Source organism: Enterococcus sp. DIV0756 (assembly GCF_051710745.1).
Taxonomy (GTDB): Bacteria; Bacillota; Bacilli; order Lactobacillales; family Enterococcaceae; genus Enterococcus_A.
Map to the genome: position 1 here is coordinate 221,898 of NZ_JBIOLF010000001.1, position 20,395 is coordinate 242,292.

The window sequence follows — 20,395 nt, forward strand, 5'->3', positions numbered from 1 at the left end:
AGGCTTTTTTATTTGATTAAAAACTATTTAATTCGATAGGTAATTCTTTATGGTAGGATTAACGAAAGAAACAAATGGAGGAGAAAAAATGACTGAAGAACGTCCAAAACTGCAAGTTGATTTAAATCCAGCCGTCTTTCGTAAGTATTATTACTTAAAAGAAGAATTACAGATTTTCTGTCAGGAACAAGGATTGTCCAAATCGGGAAGTAAAGCTGAACTAAATGATCGGATTGAACATTTTTTGCTGACAGGAGAAGCATTAGCAAAACCGAAGAAAGTTAAAAAGATAGCTCGTACCGACCGTTTGACACCAGAAAGCTTAATCGAGGAGAATATTGTTTTTTCCGAAGTTCATCGTGCTTTTTTTAAGCAAGAACTAGGAAAGTCCTTTACTTTTAAAGTCTCTTTTCAAAATTGGTTGAAAGCAAATAGTGGAAAAACCTATCGTGAGGCGATCGCTATCTATCCTGAAATTGCGGCAAAGAAATCGCTAAAAATTGATGCACAATTTGAATACAATACGTATATTCGCGATTTCTTCGCGGAGAATCGAGGAAGCTCCTTGCAAGATGCTATTACTTGTTGGAAGTATAAAAAAGCTCTTCCAGGTAGGAATAACTATCAGACTGAAGATTTATGCGCGTTGGATTTCGAATAAAAAGCTGTTATAATGACTCCGGCAGAAGTCAGTTTGGAGACAGTTTTGTCGTTTGATTCGACAAGCGGCTTCATTAATAAGAAATAGGAGAAAAAGCATGGTCAGATACAAGGCAGTGATTGCTTATGATGGGACAAATTTTAATGGGTTTCAACGACAGCCGAATGGGCGAACGGTACAGGAGGAAGTCGAAAAGACGCTGCAAAAAATGAATAATGGTCAACCGGTGACAATTTTTGGTTCCGGACGAACAGATGCTGGAGTCCATGCAATCGGACAAGTGATTCATTTTGATTATCCGCAGGAACGACCGTTGGAGCGGATGCGGTTCGCATTAGATACCCAGACGCCTGAAGATATCGCGGTTTCTTCCGTAGAAATTGCAGCGGACGATTTTCATGCGCGGTATCATGTCGTCGAGAAGACGTACCATTTCAACGTTCAAATAGCTAAGCCGCGAAGTCCTTTTCGCCGTTATTATGCGGCTTATTACCCTTATCCATTAGACTTAGATTTGATTCGTCGGGCGTTGCCAGATTTACTAGGTACGCATGATTTCACCTCTTTTTGTGCGACAGGTGGTTCGATCGAGGATAAGGTCCGGACGATCTATCAAGCGGATTTGGTTGTGAATGAGGATGAGACGGAATTGACCTTTATTTTTAGAGGGAATGGTTTTCTGTATAAGATGATTCGGATATTAGTCGGAACCCTACTAAAAATTGGGAATGGGCGTATCCCAGCGGAGAGTATTCCAGCGATCATTGAAGCAAAGGATCGTAATGCCGCTGGACCAACTGCTCATCCAGAAGGCTTGTATTTAGCCGAAGTAAAATATGAATAGCAAAAAAGCATCCAATAACAATCACAAGTGATTGTTGCTGGATGCTTTTTTAGGCTTTTACTTCAGCGGCGAGTTGGGTCAACTTATGAACGTCTAGAATAAGGTACCCCTTTTTTATTTTTTTCAGGTAGCCATCCTCCACAAACTGTGCAATCACGAAAAGGAGATGACGATAAGAAACACCTAAATATTCAGCGACTTGAGTGTGTTTCTCACGGTAGGTCCCTTCGTTTTGTGTTAAAAGAATAAAGGCCGCTAAACGTTGTGAAAGCGGAAAGCCCTGATTTTGAGTTGAAGCTTTGATATTTCGATAATTTTTATGAGCAAAGTAGATGCAGAGCTTTTGGAGAAAGAGCGCATCCTCTAGTAATCGTTTCTGACAGTCTTGTCTCGATAAGGCTAAGCACCAACAGTCCTCGATTGCTTGGACACTAAAGGCAGTTTGGTTTTCATCAACGAGCTCCATCTCACCAATAAAACAAGGTGGGGAAAAGAAATCAATCAGAGCGACTTTTCCATTGGCTAAGGTGTCGTATAATTTGGCTTTGCCCTTCACTAAGTAGAATAAATGCGTAGGCTGGTGATCTTCCTTGACGATGTAGCTGTTGGCCGGAAAGAAAAATAATTGCGTATCTAAACTGACATCGAAGGAAAACTGATCAAGGTAGTCAGATGATCGAATGAATTGTTGTTTTAATTTTTCATTTTGCAACTTCTTCATTTTTTCTACCTCCTTATGTGAGAATTCTCATATTTATCATAAGCAGGAACTTACTATAATGCAAATAGATAAAGGAAATTAATTTTTTAGGGGGCTATAAAATGGAGAAACGGAAAATTATTTTAGATTGCGATCCGGGGCATGATGATGCGATTACGATGTTGATGGCAGCAGCACATCCGAAAATTGATTTGTTAGGGATCACTATTGTAGCAGGAAATCAAACGCTAGACAAAACAGTGGTGAATGGATTGAATGTCTGTCAATTGCTGGGGATTGATGCGAAAGTCTATGCAGGGATGCCAAAACCGCTGGTGCGGGAACAAGTAGTAGCTGATAACGTTCACGGGGAATCTGGTTTGGATGGTCCTGTTTTTGGTCCATTACATCGGCAAGTAGAAGAAACACATGCGGTTAAATATATCATTGATACGTTGTTGGCGAGCGATGGGGATATCACACTTGTTCCGGTTGGTCCGTTAACCAATATTGCGGTGGCGATGCGAATGGAGCCTTTGATCATTCCAAAAATCAAAGAAATTGTTTTGATGGGCGGTGCTTATGGAACAGGGAACTTCACACCATCTGCTGAATTTAACATTTTTGCCGATCCAGAGGCCGCCCATGTCGTCTTTAGTTCGGGTGCACCGATTGTTATGATGGGGCTTGATCTAACACATCAAACAATTTGTACAGAAGATATTATCGAACGTATGGAAGGCGTTGGGAATGTCGCAGGGAAACTATTTGGTGACATTATGCGCTTCACGTTGAAAAGCCAATTTGAATGCTTCGGGTTAGCTGCGGGTCCTCTGCATGATGCTACATGTGTGGGTTATCTGATTTCTCCTGAGATATTTGAAACACAGGAAATGTATGTCGAAATCGATATCAATCGCGGACCTTGCTATGGTCGGACCGTTTGTGATGAGCTTTATGTGTTAGGTCAGCCGTCGAATGCCAAAGTAGGTAAGAAGATCAATGCGGAGCATTTTTGGGATCTGGTTGAAGAGTGTATCCGAATGTATTCAGATGTTTATGCAGAAGCAAAATAGATAGATGAAACCAGAGAGAGGCGACTTATTTAAAAATTGAGATCAGTTGTTTCTCTTTGAAAGTTTTGTAAACGGTTTAAAAATGAGATGTGTGAATGCATACGAACGAGGAGTGAGTTTAAATGAAAGTCGTTGTTGTTGGAAGTATTAATTTGGATTTAGTTGTTCAAGCAGACCGTTTTCCTAAGATTGGCGAGACGATGATTGGTTGTGTCGGTGAAGATGCTTATGGTGAGATTGTCTTAAAAAATTTTCAAGAGAATATGGTCGATACGTCATGCATTAAAAAGGTTGCTGAACCAACGGGTGTTGCCTACATCACCATCGCAGAAAATGATAATTCGATCATTCTCGTGCAAGGGGCGAACGCGTGTGTTGATCGTTCATTGATTGATAAGTATCAGGCACAAATTTTAGCTGCCGATATTGTGATCACGCAATGTGAAATTCCAATCGAAACGATCAGATACCTAATTGATTTTTGTGCGGAGAATAACGTGTGTTTGGTATTAAACCCAGCACCAACTCCAGAAATCGCGCCTGAATATTTAGCTAAAGTAACATTTTTAACACCGAATGAGATTGAGATCAATCAATTGTTTCAGCAGGATGCTCAGACTGTTTTACGAGAGTATCCCAATCAGATCATTATGACGTATGGTTCGAAAGGTGTTCGGTATCATGATGGAGAAAAATTAATGGAGGTCCCAAGCTATAAGGTGCCCGTGATTGATACGACTGGAGCTGGAGATACTTTTAATGCAGCATTTGCAGTGGCGTATGCGAAGGATCAAGAATTGGAGACGGCGATCACATTTGCTAATCTTGCTGCCAGTAAGACTGTTCAAGGGCTAGGAGCGCAAAGTGCGATGCCAAGAATTGAAGAGCTGGTTTAACGATAAAAGTGCGCAATAAAGTAAGCGTTAACAAAAAATAGGAGGGTTTCAAAATGAAAAACACAAAACTTTTTTCTTTAGGTGTTGTTGCAATGGCAGCTTTAATGATGATCAGCGGGTGCAGTGGCGGAAATAAGAGCAGTGCAACAGGGAAAAAGGATAGCGATCATAGTGTTGTGATGGTTACGGATGTCAGCGGGGTAGATGATAAATCCTTCAACCAATCTGCTTGGGAAGGATTGCAGAAGTGGGGAAAAGAGCAGAAGTTCAAACGCGGGGTCGGCGGGTATGACTATATTCAATCCAATGAGATTGCCCAGTTCGCCTCTAACATTGACACGGCTGTATCGAATGGCTTCAAAACGGTCTTCGGGATCGGGTACCTTTTAGCGGATTCGATCGAAGCAGCAGCGGGGCAAAATTCTGAAACGAATTTTGTCATTATTGATACGGTGATCGAAGGAAAGGATAATGTTGTTTCGGCGACCTTTAGAGATAACGAAGTCGGTTATCTCGCTGGCGTCTCAGCTGCTTATACGACCAAAACCAATAAGGTTGGATTTATTGGCGGAGAAGAGGGCAAAGTCATTGACCGTTATGAAGCTGGATTTACCAAAGGTGTAAAAGATACCGCGAAAAAATTGAACAAAGATATTTCGGTAGATGTGAAGTATGCGGCTTCCTTCGGGGATCCGGCTAAAGGGAAAGCTTTAGCGGCGAATATTTATCAAAATGGTGCAGATATTATTTATCAAGCGGCTGGTGGGACTGGAGCAGGGGTATTCTCAGAAGCAAAAGCGTTGAATCAGGATAAAAACGAAGCAGACAAAGTTTGGGTGCTTGGTGTGGATCGTGATCAACAAGAAGAAGGCGGCTATAAATCAAAAGATGGGAAAGAAAGTAATTTCTGTTTAGCTTCAACCATCAAATCGGTTGGCGTGGTTGTGCAGGATATCTCAACTCGGGCGCTGGAGGATAAATTCCCAGGCGGAAAACACTTATCTTTTGGGTTGAAAGATGGCGGCGTGGAGATGACAGACGGCTATTTGAGTGATGAAGCAAAGGCGGCAGTAAAAGATGCCAAGGAACAAATTATTGCTGGTGATGTAAAGGTTCCGGAAACACCGGAAGATTAGACTGATCGTGCCCGCTGATATTGGCGGGCACTCTTTGAACAGGAGAGGTGTGAATTAAAAATGACAGAGGAGCAATATGTCATTGAGATGCGGAGTATCACTAAGCAATTTGGTGATTTCAAAGCGAATGACGAGATCAATCTGAAAATTCGTAAAGGCGAGATTCATGCTTTATTAGGAGAAAATGGGGCAGGTAAATCAACACTGATGAACGTGTTGTCAGGGTTATTGCAGCCGACTTCTGGAGAGATATACATGGATGGCCAAGCAGTCAAAATCACGAGTCCTACTAGAGCGAACCAGCTGGGAATCGGTATGGTCCATCAGCATTTTATGCTGGTCGATGCGTTTACGGTCACGGAAAATATTATTTTAGGCAGTGAAATCAGCACTAACGGTATGCTGGATACGCAAAAAGCTAAGGAAGAAATCACTCGTTTGTCCAATGATTATGGCTTGCAGGTCGATCCAGATGCATATATTCGAGATATATCCGTCGGGATGCAGCAACGGGTAGAGATTTTGAAAACGTTGTATCGCGGTGCAAATGTTTTGATCTTTGATGAACCAACAGCCGTATTGACACCGCAGGAAATTGACGAGCTGATCGAGATCATGGCGACATTAGTCAAAGAAGGAAAATCGATCATTTTGATTACTCATAAACTGGATGAGATCAAAAAGGTAGCGGATCGTTGTTCAGTTATTCGAAGGGGACACTACATCGGAACCGTTGATGTGGAGGATGTTAGTTCGCAGGAGTTGGCGGATATGATGGTCGGTCGTTCCGTTTCTTTTAAAACAGACAAACAGGCGGCAAAATTCGGCGATGTCGTTCTGTCGATCAAAGATCTAGTTGTGAAAGAAAGCCGCGGACTTGATGCAGTGAAAAATTTAAGCCTGGAGGTTCATCGCGGAGAAGTGTTAGGAATCGCCGGTATTGATGGCAACGGACAATCAGAATTGATCCAAGCATTGACTGGATTGCGTAAGATCGAAAGCGGCACTATCACCATCAATGGTAAAGATGCGACCAATAATAAACCACGGGAAATCACCGAGATTGGTGTGGGGCATGTACCAGAGGATCGGCATAAATACGGTTTAGTTTTACCTTTGCCTTTGTCCGAAAATATCGCGCTGCAATTGTATTATCAAGAGCCATTCAGTCAAAAAGGTATTTTAAATTTTAATGAAATTCAACAATACGCTAAGCGTTTGATCAAAGAATACGATGTACGGACGACAAGCGAACAGGCGCCAGCAGCTTCTCTATCTGGCGGGAATCAGCAAAAAGCGATCATTGCCCGGGAAGTTGATCGTGATCCAGAACTATTGATTGTCGCTCAGCCAACGCGCGGTCTGGATGTCGGGGCGATCGAATATATTCATAAGCGTTTGGTAGAGCAGCGAGATAAAAATAAGGGTGTTCTGCTGGTGAGCTTTGAGTTAGATGAAATCCTAAATGTTTCTGATCGTATTGCCGTTATCCATGCAGGTGAGATCGTCGGGATCGTGGATCCAAAAGAAACGTCGGAAAATGAATTGGGCTTATTGATGGCTGGCTATAGCTTGGATGATGCGCGAAAAGAGTTAGTAAAGGTTGGTGAAACAAATGAATGATCGTTCAGCACAGATCAGAAATGCTTTGGTTCCGATTATTTCAGTGATTCTAGGCTTTTTGCTTGGCGGACTATTGATGTTAGTAACAGGATATAACCCGATCATGGGGTATCAAGCGATGTTCCGCTCGGCGTTTCAAAGCAGTATCTCAGTCGGTGAAATATTAGTTGGTGCAGGTCCTTTGATTTTTACAGCTTTAGGCTTTTCGGTAGCGAATTCCGCGGGGTTCTTTAACGTTGGACTATCTGGGCAAGCTTTGTGCGGCTGGGTAGCAAGTATTTGGGTGGCGCTGAGCATGCCGACAGCGCCAAAATTAGTCGTTGTACCACTAGCAATTATTACAGGAGCGTTGGCAGGTGCTGCAGCGGCGGCGATCCCAGGGCTGCTACGGGCCTATTTCGGAACGAGCGAAGTAATCGTCACCATCATGATGAATTATGTATTGTTGTATACGGCCAATCATCTGGTGAACAATGTCATGTCACCGGAGATCATCTCCAATAAGGGCGTGACGAAAATAGTAGGAGCCAACGGCTTGTTGCGAGAACCGTGGTTGACCAATCTTTTTGGCGGGTCACGGGTCAATCTGGGATTTGTTTTGGCTCTGATTTTTTTAGGTTTGGTTTGGTTTTTGATGAAACGAACGACTTTAGGATTTGAGATCCGATCTGTCGGGATCAATCCATTCGCTTCTGAATATGCCGGAATGAGCAGTAAACGCACGATCGTGATCTCGATGATTATTTCTGGACTGCTAGCAGGATTAGGGGGCGTGGTTCAAGGGTTAGGCACTTTTGGGAATTATTTTGTCCAGGGTTCTTCTATCAGTATTGGATTTGATGGGATGGCAGTCTCGTTATTAGGAAATGGTGGTTCAGTCGGGATTCTTTTGTCGGCCTTGTTATTCAGTATTTTGAAGCTTGGTGGACAGGGAATGCAGTTTGCTGGTGTTCCGAGTGAACTAGCAAATAGTGTTATCCCGCTGATCATTTTCTTCGTGGGAATCAATTATGTGGTTCGCGTTGCTTTGACAAAAGTTCGCGTGGCAAAAAAAGCAGAAGAAAAGAGCGAAGAGGTAAAAATGCATACGTTAAAGCAAGAAGGAGTTGATTTGGAATGAACATTCAATTGTTAGGCTCGCTGATTTCCCAAACACTCGTTTATTCTGCCCCGCTGATTTTGACGGCACTAGGTGGTGTGTTCTCAGAACGCAGCGGCATTGTCAATGTCGGTCTAGAAGGAATTATGGTGACCGGTGCGTTTAGTTCAGTTATTTTTAATTTAAGTTTTGCGAACCACTTTGGAGCATTTACTCCTTGGTTAGGGGTATTAGTTGGAGGAATCATCGGATTATTATTTTCGTTGCTGCATGCTGTGGCGACGATAAATTTTCGAGCGGATCATGTAATCAGCGGAACCGTGATGAACCTATTAGCTCCTCCGTTGACGATTTTTCTTATCAAGGTAATGTATGGAAAAGGGCAAACCGATACGATCCAAGAGCAGTTTGGTTATTTCGATTTTCCTGGATTAAGTAAGATTCCGATTATTGGTGATTTATTCTTCAGTAAGACCAGCTTACCTGCTTATTTTGCGATTGTTGTCGCTTTAGCTGTTTGGTTCATTATTTATAAGACAAAATTCGGACTGCGTTTGCGTTCAGTCGGAGAGAATCCGCAGGCAGCCGATACTTTAGGAATCAACGTTTATGCGATGCGTTATGCAGGAGTAATGATTTCAGGCTTTCTTGGCGGTATGGGCGGTGCTGTATTTGCCCAATCAATCGCAGGCCGTTTCGCGATAACGACGATCGCAGGACAAGGATTCATTTCGCTGGCAGCGATGATCTTTGGGAAATGGAATCCACTAGGGGCTATGGGGGCAGCGATGTTCTTTGGGTTTGCTCAAAATTTGAGTATCGCTGGAGCCAATCTACCGGTTATTTCGCAGATTCCAGATGTTTATTTACAATCGGCTCCTTATGTATTAACAATCCTTGTATTAGTGATCTTCTTGGGTAAGGCTACCGGGCCAAAAGCTGGCGGAGTCAACTATATCAAATCAAAATAATTTTGTATAAAAAACAGGAGGCTCACGTTGAGTCTCCTGTTTTGCTTAATGACGTTGTGTTTTTTTAGGTTTTAACATACGTAGATAAAGAATAAACATTCCGATAGCAATTATGAAGGAAACAGCGCCAGCAATAAATCCTTTCGGCATGTAACTGAAGGTTACTTTGTGTTTGCCTTTTGGTACATGGATGCTAACGAAAGCATTTTGGAAGGCTTTTGTCTCGACTTTTTTACCATCGATTTTGGCAGTCCAACCTTCATCATATGGAATAGTTGTAATAAGTGTCTGTGCCTTTTTGGCATTGACGGTTCCTTCAGCACTGCGTTTGCCAACTTTCATGTCTACACCGTTGTCTTTAATCTTATCTACTGCTAGTCGATAAGCGACTGTATCTAGAGCTAAAACTTGTGGATTCTGGAAGCTAATGGATTTTGTTCCATAGAAGCTGGCAGTAAAGGTAACCATCGTTGCTTGTTGGTAATAGCCTAAATCATAATATTGTCCGCTGATCCCAATTTGCGCTTGTCTTGTTTGTCCATTCGCTGTAACAGTTGCTGATGAACTTTCTAATTCAGCGAAATCGTAAGGATAGAGACTCAGGTAAGCTTGCGTATTTGCAGGAACCTGAACCTTCCAAGTAACGTCTTTTGCCACGTTTCCTTGTTTTTCGGTAATTGTTGTAATATTCCCCGCGTTAGTGACGTTCGCATTTTTTGTATCTATTTGCGTAATTGGTAAGAACTGAAAATACTGGAACTGTTCTTGGGATAATGCGTTAAATAATTGTGTTTGCGTACCTAAATTATCATTTGGAGCAGCTTGTAATTTATCGATACTCCGTGGTGCGGTAAAGGCTAGTGGCAGAGCGTAATTATTCTCAAAGAGATTGTACTCGCCTACGCTATTCGTTTTTGTAAAGCCATATTTGTTTAGCTTTTTTGTTTTAGCAATATTGTACTTGATTCCGGTAAATGCATCCGCCAACAATGTATTATTTTGATAACGAATATTTAAGCTGGTTCCTCTAGAACGGAAGCCTAGTTGATCCATGTAGCCGGAAGAGTGACGATTCCGAATTGAAGAAAACATACTAATACCGCTGTAACCGTAATTAAATGCATCATTGGAGGAAACAGGGTCCAGATTTTCCATCCGATAAAAGCTGTCATTGTCATTTTTCGTTTCGTCGACTAAAGCTTTGATTGATGGATAGGGCTCCGTATAAAGGCTGCGCGACGCATAATTCCAATCCTTTAAAATACCTTGTGTCATAAAGCTACTATTAATAAATGCCTCTGAAGACATCAATAGCAGTAAGAGAACACTTAACGCTTTTAGCGGGATCTTGTTGAAATGATGTGCAGTAAAAATCAGCGCATAGACAGCCAAGAAACCAAGTGTGATATATAAGGAACTATTTTTAAGATAATCATAGTCTTTGCCCTTCATACCCCAGAAAATCGCAAAGAGAGCGATCAGCATCAGACAGGCAGCGACTAATTGCAAAATATTTTCTCGATCTAATTTCTCCCATCCCCATGCAGCTAATGTAATCACTAAAAATGAGAGCAGGTAGGCGTAACGGAATAGGAACATATTTGGCGCATGCATCCCGTGCCAGAATAAATTCATTGGTTGGATATAAAAGCTTGCGATCAAGATTGCGGCTACTGCTCCATAAGCAAGTTTATTTTTCCACGGTATTTTTTTGCAGATAAAGAAAAATAGACAGAAAGCTAATGGCAAAAGTCCAATATAAATAAAAGGAATCGAACCATATTTCGTCGTATCATACGATCCAACGAAATTTTTAGCAATAAAATCCCACCAGCTTGTCGCTTCTGTTTTAAAGGTCGTGATCTGTGTCAGCTCTTCGCCATTGGCGCGGAGGTCTAGGATAGACGGTAAAATCATGATCATAGAAGCAAACCCAGCCAATAAAGAAGTGAAACCGTAAGGGATAATACTTTTTTTATAAGCTTTCCAATTCGTAACTAAACGTGCAATGAAGTAAAGTACGGAGAAAACCCCAATCATAAAGCCCATATAAAAACTGGTCAAAAACAGCATTAAATAGGAAACAAATAGGACGGTCGGTTTTTTCTGATCCATCACCCGATTGATTCCCCAGATAATTAAAGGCAGATAGACAAACGCATCTAACCACATAATAATCTCAGAATGGGCAATAGCAAAAGACATCAGCGCATAAGTAGTACTTAAAGCCACACGTGACCAATTTGGCAACTTGAAACTACCTTTCGCATAAAACCAAAACGCTAATCCCGCTGCACCGATTTTTAATAGCGTTAGAAAATATAACGCGTCAGGCATCAGTTGATTCGGGAAGAAAATTACCAGTGGTGTAAAAAAACCACCGAGATAATAGGATACCAGTGATAAATAATTCAATCCCATAGAGGCGTTCCAAGTATATAAAAAGCCTTGCTTACCTAAAAGCATATTGCGAAAACTAGCGTGAAAATTCGAAAATTGTGAAAAAGCATCGCTAGCTAAGACACTACGGCTTGATCCGGGATAAATACCAAGCGTCAAATAAACGATCGCCATCAGTACAAAGGGCAGGAAAAAACTTGCCAATAAGTACCAACGGTTTTCTTTGAGGTAGTTCTTCATATAAAAATCACCAAACTTCTTTCAACAGACTATTCAAATTTTACCATACAAGTACCGAAAATAATGTGAAAGAGGTGTGAAACCCAAGCTAAGAATTTAAAAATAAAACGATTGATTTATAAATGAACAAACGCAAAAAGCCAACTTAATAGCTCTGTGATAAGTAAATAATATAGACCATAGAGGTTGTAAGCTTTTTAGCTGAGAAAAGAATCTTTATTTTAACTAGTCTTCTATTTTGCTTAAAGAAGATGAAAAAGGCACAAAAAAAACCGTTCGTAAACGAACGGTTGGATGGTTATTTGATTGGATACTATTAAACGCGCTCAACTTTTCCAGATTTCAAAGCACGAGTTGAGACCCAAACTTTTTTAGGTTTTCCGTCCACTAATACGCGAACTTTTTGTAAATTAGGTTTTACAGTACGTTTCGTAGCGTTCATAGCGTGAGAACGGTTATTTGCACTTCTTGTTTTACGACCAGTAAAATAGCAAACTTTTGCCATGTGTAGTTTCCTCCTTTAGCCTTGATATTGGAGCGCTTCTTTGGCTCATACTAAAATAAAATAGCACAAATTAACAAGATTGGCAAGTGAATTTTTTTAGAAAGATTGACATTCTAAGGATTTGCAGGTAAATTATACTCTGTTAGCGTAAATTTTTTTAGCAAAATTATTGATGCAAGAAAGTTAGCAGAAACCTGTGTTGAACAAGGAACGCCCTATCAGCAAATCGCAATGGAACTTTCTTTTATTTGTCATAGGGCTATGATAAACTATTATAGTAGAAAAAATGGGCGATTAGGCCTGTTTAAGGAGGCTAACAACTATGGCTGTGAAAATTAATACACAGACTGGTATGATCGAAATTTCAAACGACGTCATCGCGACGGTTGTCGGCGGTGCAGTTACTGACGTGTTTGGTATCGTCGGGATGGCTAGTAAAAATCAAATCAAAGACAATATCACAGAAATTTTAAGAAAAGAAAACTATTCACGTGGCGTCGTTGTACGTCAAGAAGAGAACGGTATCGCAGTTGATGTCTATACGATTATCAGCTATGGCACGAAAATCTCTGAAGTATCGCGCAATGTCCAAGAAAAAGTGAAATACAATTTGGAAACGATGCTTGGGGTTACGGCCAATTCAGTGAATGTTTATGTTCAAGGTGTACGTGTTCTGCCAGATTAAAGGCAGCGTTCTTAAGGAGGACTAAGTAAGTGAAGGTAACAGAAATCAGCGCGAGTCAATTCCAAGAAATGGTTGAGGCTGGCGCTAAACGTCTGCAAGTCAATGCAGAATATGTCAATTCGTTAAATGTTTTTCCAGTTCCCGATGGTGATACTGGGACCAATATGAATCTATCCATGACCAGCGGTGCAACGGCTGTAGTAAACTCTACTTCAGAAAAAGTTGGTGAATTAGCTAATGTTTTAGCGAAAGGATTGTTGATGGGGGCCCGGGGAAATTCTGGTGTTATCTTGTCGCAATTATTCCGCGGGTTTTCTAAAGCGATCTTAGATGTGGATACACTAAATGCCGAGGATTTAGCGAGAGCCTTAGTTCATGGAGTGGAAACAGCTTATAAAGCAGTGATGAAACCCGTAGAAGGAACCATCCTAACAGTAGCGCGTGAATCAGCAAAAGCAGGCGAACGCAGAGCAAAACAAACGGATGATGTGATCGAAGTGATGGCCGCTGTTGTTAAATACGGGAAGAAAGCATTAGATAAAACTCCCGATATGTTGCCAGTTTTGAAAGAGGTCGGCGTAGTCGATAGTGGCGGACAAGGACTATTGTTCATTTATGAAGGCTTCTTAAGTGCGTTGAATGGCGAATTCCAAGCGGATGACACGTATGAGCCAAGTCCAGCTGAAATGGATGAAATGGTTAACGCGGAGCATCATCGCAGTGTGCAAGGTCAATTGGCAACAGAAGATATTAAATTTGGTTACTGTACTGAAATCATGGTTCGCCTAGGCGAAGGTCCAACTGTTGACAGCAACTTTGATTATGATACTTTCCGTAACTATTTGGATGGCATCGGTGATTCATTGTTAGTTGTTAACGATGATGAGATTGTCAAAGTGCACGTGCATACAGAGCATCCAGGAGAAGTCATGAATTATGGACAAAAATTTGGTGCATTAATCAAAGTCAAAGTCGATAATATGCGGCAACAGCATGAAACCATTTTGGAGCATGATGAAGAAGTCGCTGCTTTCGAAGCAGCTCCAGCAGAACATCAGCCATACGCAGTGATTGCCATTGCTGCCGGTGAAGGGGTTCAAGAATTATTCAAGAGCCTAGGTGCTGCTTACGTTATCAGTGGCGGACAAACGATGAATCCAAGTACAGAAGATATCTTGAAAGCAATCAAGGAAGTCAATGCGGATCAAGTCATTGTCTTGCCAAATAATAAAAATATCTTTATGGCAGCTGATCAAGCAGCAGAAGTTGCTGATGTACCTGTAGCAGTCGTGCCAAGTAAAACAGTCTCTCAAGGGATGACAGCGATGTTGGCCTTTAATGGAGAACAAAACTTGGAAGAGAATAAAACAGCAATGACTGAGATGTTAGACTCTGTAGTTAGTGGTCAAATCACAAACGCAATTCGCGATACAGCGATTGATGGTGTAGAGATCCACGAGGGCGATTATTTAGGTATGGTCGATGGCAAGATCGTTCTTTCTGAAGCAGATAAATATCAAGCAACGTTAGATACCTTGAATAAAATGATCAGTGAAGATATTGAGATCATTACAATTATTGTCGGTGAAGAAGGCTCGCAAGCTGAAGCCGAAAAATTGAGTGAAGCAATCGAGGCAAGCTATCCAGATTTAGAGGTTGAAATCCATCAAGGGAAACAACCAGTCTATCCATACTTGCTTTCAGCAGAATAAGTTTAAAAAGTCGGAGGGAGTGGGCCAAGAATATCTGGCTCGCTTCCTTTTTGTCAGTTACGCTTTTTATACCGTACTAGAGAGATGAATCACGTACCTTGTTTGAAAGGAGGGTTTCGATGGCGATGCAAGAATCTGTATCAGTGCTGCCCGGCGTAGGGCCGAAGCGTGCGCAAACGTTAGCTGACTTAGGGATCATGACAATCGAGGATTTGTTGAGCTATTATCCTTTTCGTTATGAGGACATTCAGGAGAAAAATTTATTAGAGATCAACGATCAAGAAAAAGTCACGTTAAAAGGCGTAGTTGTTTCAGCCCCTGTAGTCAGTCGTTTTGGGTACAAAAAAAGCCGACTGCAGTTTCGAATGATGCAGGATCACGCAGTCTTCATGGTCTCTTTTTTTAATCAGCCTTATTTAAAAGATAAAGTCGAAGTCGGCGAAGAATTGGCAGTTTATGGAAAATGGGATGCTAAGCGGAAATCACTGACTGGAATGAAGATTTTAGGTGGTAAGCAGTCGGAGGAATACGCGCCAATCTATCACGTGACTAAGGCTATCCGTCAAAGTACCTTAGTCGATTTAATCAAAGTAGGATTTGAAAAATTTGGCGATCAGGTAACAGAAAACTTGCCAGATTATCTATTAGAAAAATATCGATTAATGCCAAGGAAACAGGCGATGCGGGCAATGCATTTTCCTAAAGACCCAAAGGAAAACCAGCAAGCAAAACGGCGAGTAGTCTTTGAAGAATTTTTCTTATTTCAAATGCGGATGCAAGGATTGAAGAAAAGTGAACGTAGTGAGAAGAACGGAATCGCGATCCGTTATGATGTCGAACGCTTGAAGCAGTTTACGCAAAAGCTGCCTTTCGAATTGACTGACGCCCAAAAACGCGTAACCAACGAAATTTGCTATGACCTGCGAAGCAAGAAGCATATGCAGCGTCTACTGCAAGGAGATGTTGGGAGTGGGAAGACAGTTGTGGCGGCGATCGCCTTATATGCTACCATGACAGCTGGTTTCCAAGGCGCGTTGATGGTACCGACAGAGATCTTGGCTCAGCAGCATTTGGAAAGCCTAAATCAATTATTTGATCCATTGGAACTGACAACGGCATTATTAACTGGTTCTACCAAAACCAAAGAGCGACGTGCCATTTTAGCAGGGCTGCAAAGTGGAGAAATAGATGTGGTGATTGGGACTCATGCACTGATCCAAGATGATGTACAGTTTGCGAATTTAGGATTAGTCATTACAGATGAACAGCATCGATTCGGTGTGAACCAGCGACGCGTCTTGCGGGAAAAAGGGCTGCATCCAGACGTTTTATTTATGACTGCAACACCAATTCCCCGAACGTTAGCAATCACGGCTTACGGCGAAATGGACGTTTCAATCATCGACCAAATGCCGGCAGGACGAATACCTGTCAAAACCAGTTGGATTAAGCCAAAACAATTGGAACATACGTTGGATTGGGCGAAGCAGGAATTGCAGGCGGGACACCAGTTGTATGTGATTTGTCCTCTGATTGAAGAGTCAGAAGCATTGGATGTAAAAAATGCGACAGAGATTTACGAGCATTTGAAGGAATACTATGCACCTACTTATCAAGTCAGTTTGCTGCATGGGAAAATGAAGAATGCGGAAAAAGAAACAATCATGGAAGAATTCAAAGAGAATCAAAGTCAGATTTTAGTTTCAACGACTGTCATTGAGGTCGGAGTCAACGTACCAAACGCAACGGTAATGTTTATTATGGATGCGGATCGTTTTGGTTTGGCCCAGCTGCATCAATTGCGGGGACGAGTCGGACGTGGTTCGGATGCGTCTTATTGTATCTTGGTAGCAAGCCCGAAAAATGACATGGGTAAAGAGCGCATGAAAATCATGACCGAGACTAACAATGGGTTTGTATTGAGTGAAAAAGATTTAGAATTACGTGGGCCTGGTGAGGTTTTCGGGTTCCGTCAATCTGGGTTGCCGCAATTTTTGATCGCCGATCTGGTAAATGATGCGAATGTCTTAGAAGTGGCACGAGAGGAAGCCAATCAAATTTGGCAAGTTGAAAATTGGCGTCAGCAGTCAGCTTTCGCACCACTAGCAGCAGCGTTGAAGCCTACTGAAACGGGAGAAACATATTTCGATTGAGTATGCTATACTGTAGAAAAATTGGAGACCAATCCGTCCCCTGTCTATATCAGAGAAGACGGACAGATATCAGACTTAAAACTCTGGCTATTTTTCAAAAAGAAAAATAAATACATTAAAACGAAAAAGGATGCTAGTTCCTCTTGATGCTTTAGCATATTAGAGGAATAGTATACGGCTTGAGAATCAAACTTATTTTTTAAAAAGAAAAATAAATACATTAAAACGAAAAAGGAGAGATTATTCTCATGAAAATTGCTGTAGACGCAATGGGCGGCGATTTTGCACCAAAAGCGATCGTGGAAGGTGTAATGTTAGCACAAAAGAATCATCCGGAAATTGAATTTCAACTATATGGAAAAGAAGACGCGATCCGCCAATATGTGACGAACGAAAAAAATATTACGATCATTCATACGGATGAAAAAATCAATAGTGATGATGAACCCGTAAAGGCGATCCGTCGCAAGAAAAATGCCTCAATGGTTCTAGCCGCTCAAGCGGTCAAGGAAGGCAAAGCGGATGCGATTTTCTCAGCAGGAAATACCGGTGCATTATTGGCAGCTGGTTTGTTTGTAGTAGGACGAATTAAAGGAATTGAACGTCCGGGATTAATGTCTACATTGCCAGTTTTAAATGGGGATAGTGGATTTGATATGCTAGATTTAGGCGCGAATGCTGAAAATAAAGCAGAGCATATCCATCAATATGCAATCTTGGGATCGTTTTATGCGAAGCATGTTCGTGGAATTGAAAATCCTCGCGTTGGATTATTGAACAATGGTACAGAAGAAACAAAGGGTAGTGAGTTGACGAAAGAAGCCTTTAAGCTTTTGAAAGCAGAAGAGAGTATCAATTTTATCGGCAATGTAGAGGCGCGTGAACTGTTAAATGGTGCCGCCGATGTCGTGGTAACGGATGGCTTTACTGGCAATGCGGTACTAAAAACGATTGAAGGAACAGCAATGGGCTTGATGAGTTTGATCAAGGGCAGTATCAATGATGCTGGAGTCAAAGGCAAAATGGGTGCGCTTATGCTGAAGGATACTTTATATGGGCTAAAAGATAAATTGGACTATTCCTCTCATGGTGGCGCCGTTTTATTCGGACTTAAGGCACCGGTGATCAAAACTCATGGTTCTACTGGTCCTGAAGCAGTAGCGAATACCATCGATCAAATCTATACGATGTTAGATACGAACGTTGTTGGGCAATTGGTCCAGTTTTTTGAAACACCAAAAGGTGAATAAGGCCACGCCAATTTCGTGAAAAAGGTAGACAAAGCAATCAAACATCAGTAAAATGAACTGTGACCTTCTGGTAAAACATAGACGAATATTAGTTGATCAGGTGGAGGTGAATGTTGTTGACTCGTGAAGAAGTATTTAGCAAAGTTGCTGAAATAATTTCAAATCACTTTGAAATCGATAAAGATAAAGTGACGGTTGAATTGAGTATCAAAGACGACTTAAATGCAGACTCAATCAGTATCATGGAATTTGTTTTGGAATTAGAAGATGAATTTGGAACAGAAATTTCTGATGAAGACGCTGAAAAAATTGAAACAGTTGGAGCTGCAGTTGATTACATTATGGAAAACAACCAAGCTTAACAAAAAAATGGTGCACCAGCAACTTGCTGGCGCACTATTTTTTTGTTTGGATGACTATAAAATCCCGAGACGAGTCAGTTCTTTTTCCAACGCGGAGAAGTTTCGTTTAAAGTGAAAACCATACATCCCAGTCTCTTCAGCAGCTAGGATATTGGCAGCTGAGTCATCAATGAAATAGCACTCGGCCGGATTTAAACGGAAATGGCTGTAAAAGGTGCGGAAAATTTCGTGTTCAGGTTTAGACAATTTCCAGTCTGAAGAGATAAAAATACCGTCAAAAGCTTCATGATTTGGCACCTTATCTTCATATAGATAATAATCCTGTGGCGCGTTAGAGAGGATATAAAGAGACAATCCTTTTTCTTTCAAACGTTTAGGAAGTTCTTCCATTTGTGGTATAGCGTTCAGTCCTATATACCAAGTGTCTAGCAAGTCTTCGGCTAAAGCATGCAATTCTTTTGGGAGTCGTGATTTTGCGGAGATTAGAAGTTCCTCTCTATTCATCGTCCCCTTATCGAAACGCAACCAATCTACCGAATCGAAAATTTCAGACATAAGCATCTTTTGTTGTTCTTTATCTGCAGTTTTTTCCATGACAAAACGCGGGGGATCAAAATCAACTAAAACATTTCCTAAATCAAACACAATATTTTTTATCATTAAAAGCCCTCCTATTCGTTGGATAAATTTGTCCATTCCTTTTATTGAATAAGCTGTAAAAAGCGCCTATCCCAAATAGTTTCGTAAAAAGCGATGGTCTCTTTAGCAGAGAGAAAGTCATTGTCAAAAGTAGTTGAACCATTTTTCAACATTGTTAATCGGTAGCCTAATCCATGAGCAAATTTGACGGTAGTATCAATGCAAAACTGCGTTTGAGCACCGCAAATTTCCAGACTATTAATGTGTTTTTGCTGTAATAGTTCTTGCAAGTTCGTCTGGTAAAAGGAATTTGCATGTGTCTTTTGAATAGTAAGATCATGCTCTTGATAATCTAGTTCTTCGACAAATTCCCATGCTGGCGATTGTGGTACTAAGTCTTCGTCACAATGCTGAACAAAGAGAATCACTTTATTTTGTTCTCGGTAATAGGTGATGCGTTGATTAACAAGGGCCATTAACTCAGAAAAATGATCAATCGTTTTTCCATCAAAGCATACCCCTTTTTGTAAATCAATAATCAATAAAGCATCAGAAAGTTTTGGCATCGAATTCCTCCGGTCGTTTTTTCTACTTTAGCATTATTTAGGGGCAAGGAGAGAAAAGTTCAATAAATCTTTGAAAATTTCTTACTATAGCGACTTCTGATTTAAAATTCACAGAAAAAACAGTATAATAAAGCGTGATGGAAATCTCAAAAAAAGGAATGAGCCCATGGATACACAGTTGATCAATGAATTAAAAGAAAACTACGACATCGTCTTTCACGATGTGAACTTGTTAGAGCAGGCGTTTACCCACTCGTCATACGTGAATGAACACCGTAATATGAATATTTCAGATAATGAACGGTTAGAATTTTTAGGGGACGCTGTCTTAGAAATTCAAGTATCGGACTATTTGTATCATCATTATCCCAACTTGCCGGAAGGGCGTTTGACACGTCTGCGTTCGGCAATCGTACGAGAAGAGAGCTTATCGAAATTCGCGAAAGAGTGTCATTTTGATCACTATATTATGTTAGGTAAGGGCGAAGAAAATTCTGGCGGACGTGATCGAGCAGCCTTGTTGTGTGATTTATTTGAAGCTTTTTTAGGGGCTTTATATTTGGATCAAGGCTACGACGTGGCGTTGCGATTTATTCAAACAGTCGTTTTTCCAAAAATCGAAGCAGGCGTTTTTACGCGTGAAATGGATCATAAAACTCGTTTGCAGGAAGTATTGCAAAAAAGCGGCGATGTAACGATCGACTATCGTTTAGTTAATGAGGAGGGTCCGGCACACGAACGAATCTTTACGATTGACGTGTATGCGGATGATCAATTGATTGGTTCAGGTCAAGGGAAATCGAAAAAACTAGCAGAACAAGATGCCGCAGAAAAAGCGTTGGCAAAGATCGCGGCAAACTAATCTATATTTCCTGGG

General features: G+C 41.1%; 19 protein-coding genes. 14 read left to right on the forward strand and 5 right to left on the reverse strand.

What is annotated here, in order from left to right; translation table 11 throughout:
* The first annotated feature begins 88 nt into the window (after nucleotides 1–88).
* The gene (locus IGI44_RS01150) at nucleotides 89–661 is read left to right on the forward strand and encodes a DUF6434 domain-containing protein (RefSeq protein WP_438785909.1); all 573 of its coding nucleotides are present in this window, start codon (nucleotides 89–91) and stop codon (nucleotides 659–661) included.
* Between the two features lie 97 nt (nucleotides 662–758).
* Nucleotides 759–1,505 (forward strand): tRNA pseudouridine(38-40) synthase TruA, encoded by a 747-nt coding sequence (gene truA / locus IGI44_RS01155; protein WP_438785910.1) that lies wholly within the window; start codon nucleotides 759–761, stop codon nucleotides 1,503–1,505.
* A gap of 49 nt (nucleotides 1,506–1,554) precedes the next feature.
* On the opposite strand, the gene yeiL is transcribed toward truA, so the two are convergent.
* Nucleotides 1,555–2,226, reverse strand: coding sequence for a transcriptional regulator YeiL (gene yeiL / locus IGI44_RS01160; RefSeq protein ID WP_438785911.1), 672 nt, complete (start codon nucleotides 2,224–2,226; stop codon nucleotides 1,555–1,557).
* Between the two features lie 101 nt (nucleotides 2,227–2,327).
* On the opposite strand from yeiL, the gene rihB reads away from it, so the two are divergent.
* The 6 genes from rihB to IGI44_RS01190 all read left to right on the forward strand — a co-directional run bounded on the left by rihB (nucleotide 2,328) and on the right by IGI44_RS01190 (nucleotide 9,006).
* Nucleotides 2,328–3,281, forward strand: coding sequence for a ribosylpyrimidine nucleosidase (rihB, locus tag IGI44_RS01165; protein ID WP_438785912.1), 954 nt, complete (start codon nucleotides 2,328–2,330; stop codon nucleotides 3,279–3,281).
* Nucleotides 3,282–3,403: 122 nt separating this feature from the next.
* Nucleotides 3,404–4,177 carry a ribokinase gene (locus IGI44_RS01170; RefSeq protein WP_438785913.1) on the forward strand — a complete coding sequence of 258 codons (774 nt, stop codon included), beginning with the start codon at nucleotides 3,404–3,406 and terminating at the stop codon, nucleotides 4,175–4,177.
* Between the two features lie 53 nt (nucleotides 4,178–4,230).
* A complete protein-coding gene (locus IGI44_RS01175) occupies nucleotides 4,231–5,313 on the forward strand; it encodes a BMP family lipoprotein (protein WP_438785914.1) in 1,083 nt (360 codons plus the stop codon).
* 60 nt (nucleotides 5,314–5,373) lie between these two features.
* Nucleotides 5,374–6,936, forward strand: a complete 1,563-nt coding sequence (locus IGI44_RS01180; protein ID WP_438785915.1) for an ABC transporter ATP-binding protein — start codon at nucleotides 5,374–5,376, stop codon at nucleotides 6,934–6,936.
* Nucleotides 6,929–8,056: an ABC transporter permease gene (locus IGI44_RS01185; protein ID WP_438785916.1), complete on the forward strand. Its 1,128-nt coding sequence runs from the start codon at nucleotides 6,929–6,931 to the stop codon at nucleotides 8,054–8,056. Before IGI44_RS01180 ends, IGI44_RS01185 begins: the two co-directional genes overlap by 8 nt.
* Nucleotides 8,053–9,006: an ABC transporter permease gene (locus IGI44_RS01190; protein WP_438785917.1), complete on the forward strand. Its 954-nt coding sequence runs from the start codon at nucleotides 8,053–8,055 to the stop codon at nucleotides 9,004–9,006. The genes IGI44_RS01185 and IGI44_RS01190 overlap by 4 nt, the downstream gene beginning before the upstream one ends.
* Before the next feature lie 45 nt (nucleotides 9,007–9,051).
* Here IGI44_RS01190 and IGI44_RS01195 read toward each other — a convergent pair whose 3' ends face one another.
* Both IGI44_RS01195 and rpmB read right to left on the reverse strand, forming a co-directional pair.
* Entirely contained in the window at nucleotides 9,052–11,646 is a 2,595-nt protein-coding gene (locus IGI44_RS01195) for a YfhO family protein (protein ID WP_438785918.1), read from the reverse strand.
* A 316-nt stretch (nucleotides 11,647–11,962) separates the two neighbouring features.
* Nucleotides 11,963–12,151 (reverse strand): 50S ribosomal protein L28, encoded by a 189-nt coding sequence (gene rpmB, locus IGI44_RS01200; RefSeq protein WP_010747188.1) that lies wholly within the window; start codon nucleotides 12,149–12,151, stop codon nucleotides 11,963–11,965.
* 322 nt (nucleotides 12,152–12,473) lie between these two features.
* Here rpmB and IGI44_RS01205 point away from each other — a divergent pair, with 322 nt between their 5' ends.
* From IGI44_RS01205 to acpP, 5 genes are all read left to right on the forward strand, one after another.
* Nucleotides 12,474–12,836 (forward strand): Asp23/Gls24 family envelope stress response protein, encoded by a 363-nt coding sequence (locus IGI44_RS01205; RefSeq protein WP_438785919.1) that lies wholly within the window; start codon nucleotides 12,474–12,476, stop codon nucleotides 12,834–12,836.
* A 29-nt stretch (nucleotides 12,837–12,865) separates the two neighbouring features.
* Nucleotides 12,866–14,548, forward strand: coding sequence for a DAK2 domain-containing protein (locus tag IGI44_RS01210; RefSeq protein ID WP_438785920.1), 1,683 nt, complete (start codon nucleotides 12,866–12,868; stop codon nucleotides 14,546–14,548).
* Between the two features lie 119 nt (nucleotides 14,549–14,667).
* Nucleotides 14,668–16,701, forward strand: a complete 2,034-nt coding sequence (gene recG / locus IGI44_RS01215) for an ATP-dependent DNA helicase RecG (RefSeq protein WP_438785921.1) — start codon at nucleotides 14,668–14,670, stop codon at nucleotides 16,699–16,701.
* A gap of 248 nt (nucleotides 16,702–16,949) precedes the next feature.
* On the forward strand, nucleotides 16,950–17,951 hold the full coding sequence (gene plsX, locus IGI44_RS01220; RefSeq protein WP_438785922.1) for a phosphate acyltransferase PlsX: 1,002 nt from the start codon (nucleotides 16,950–16,952) through the stop codon (nucleotides 17,949–17,951).
* Between the two features lie 116 nt (nucleotides 17,952–18,067).
* Entirely contained in the window at nucleotides 18,068–18,313 is a 246-nt protein-coding gene (gene acpP / locus IGI44_RS01225) for an acyl carrier protein (RefSeq protein ID WP_034875629.1), read from the forward strand.
* A 54-nt stretch (nucleotides 18,314–18,367) separates the two neighbouring features.
* On the opposite strand, the gene IGI44_RS01230 is transcribed toward acpP, so the two are convergent.
* Both IGI44_RS01230 and IGI44_RS01235 read right to left on the reverse strand, forming a co-directional pair.
* On the reverse strand, nucleotides 18,368–18,973 hold the full coding sequence (locus tag IGI44_RS01230; RefSeq protein ID WP_438785923.1) for an HAD family hydrolase: 606 nt from the start codon (nucleotides 18,971–18,973) through the stop codon (nucleotides 18,368–18,370).
* A 41-nt stretch (nucleotides 18,974–19,014) separates the two neighbouring features.
* Nucleotides 19,015–19,518, reverse strand: a complete 504-nt coding sequence (locus IGI44_RS01235) for a cysteine hydrolase family protein (protein ID WP_438785924.1) — start codon at nucleotides 19,516–19,518, stop codon at nucleotides 19,015–19,017.
* Nucleotides 19,519–19,684: 166 nt separating this feature from the next.
* Here IGI44_RS01235 and rnc point away from each other — a divergent pair, with 166 nt between their 5' ends.
* Nucleotides 19,685–20,380, forward strand: coding sequence for a ribonuclease III (rnc, locus tag IGI44_RS01240; RefSeq protein WP_438785925.1), 696 nt, complete (start codon nucleotides 19,685–19,687; stop codon nucleotides 20,378–20,380).
* Nucleotides 20,381–20,395 lie beyond the last annotated feature (15 nt).

Coding starts and splice junctions, on each gene's coding strand:
- IGI44_RS01205 (WP_438785919.1), top strand. CDS start 12,474: ATGGCTGTGAAAATTAATACACAGACTGGTATGATCGAAATTTCAAAC.
- rnc (WP_438785925.1), top strand. CDS start 19,685: ATGGATACACAGTTGATCAATGAATTAAAAGAAAACTACGACATCGTC.
- IGI44_RS01180 (WP_438785915.1), top strand. CDS start 5,374: ATGACAGAGGAGCAATATGTCATTGAGATGCGGAGTATCACTAAGCAA.
- recG (WP_438785921.1), top strand. CDS start 14,668: ATGGCGATGCAAGAATCTGTATCAGTGCTGCCCGGCGTAGGGCCGAAG.
- IGI44_RS01190 (WP_438785917.1), top strand. CDS start 8,053: ATGAACATTCAATTGTTAGGCTCGCTGATTTCCCAAACACTCGTTTAT.
- IGI44_RS01230 (WP_438785923.1), bottom strand. CDS start 18,973: ATGATAAAAAATATTGTGTTTGATTTAGGAAATGTTTTAGTTGATTTT.
- IGI44_RS01195 (WP_438785918.1), bottom strand. CDS start 11,646: ATGAAGAACTACCTCAAAGAAAACCGTTGGTACTTATTGGCAAGTTTT.
- IGI44_RS01170 (WP_438785913.1), top strand. CDS start 3,404: ATGAAAGTCGTTGTTGTTGGAAGTATTAATTTGGATTTAGTTGTTCAA.
- rihB (WP_438785912.1), top strand. CDS start 2,328: ATGGAGAAACGGAAAATTATTTTAGATTGCGATCCGGGGCATGATGAT.
- IGI44_RS01185 (WP_438785916.1), top strand. CDS start 6,929: ATGAATGATCGTTCAGCACAGATCAGAAATGCTTTGGTTCCGATTATT.
- IGI44_RS01235 (WP_438785924.1), bottom strand. CDS start 19,518: ATGCCAAAACTTTCTGATGCTTTATTGATTATTGATTTACAAAAAGGG.
- rpmB (WP_010747188.1), bottom strand. CDS start 12,151: ATGGCAAAAGTTTGCTATTTTACTGGTCGTAAAACAAGAAGTGCAAAT.
- truA (WP_438785910.1), top strand. CDS start 759: ATGGTCAGATACAAGGCAGTGATTGCTTATGATGGGACAAATTTTAAT.
- IGI44_RS01175 (WP_438785914.1), top strand. CDS start 4,231: ATGAAAAACACAAAACTTTTTTCTTTAGGTGTTGTTGCAATGGCAGCT.
- yeiL (WP_438785911.1), bottom strand. CDS start 2,226: ATGAAGAAGTTGCAAAATGAAAAATTAAAACAACAATTCATTCGATCA.
- plsX (WP_438785922.1), top strand. CDS start 16,950: ATGAAAATTGCTGTAGACGCAATGGGCGGCGATTTTGCACCAAAAGCG.
- IGI44_RS01150 (WP_438785909.1), top strand. CDS start 89: ATGACTGAAGAACGTCCAAAACTGCAAGTTGATTTAAATCCAGCCGTC.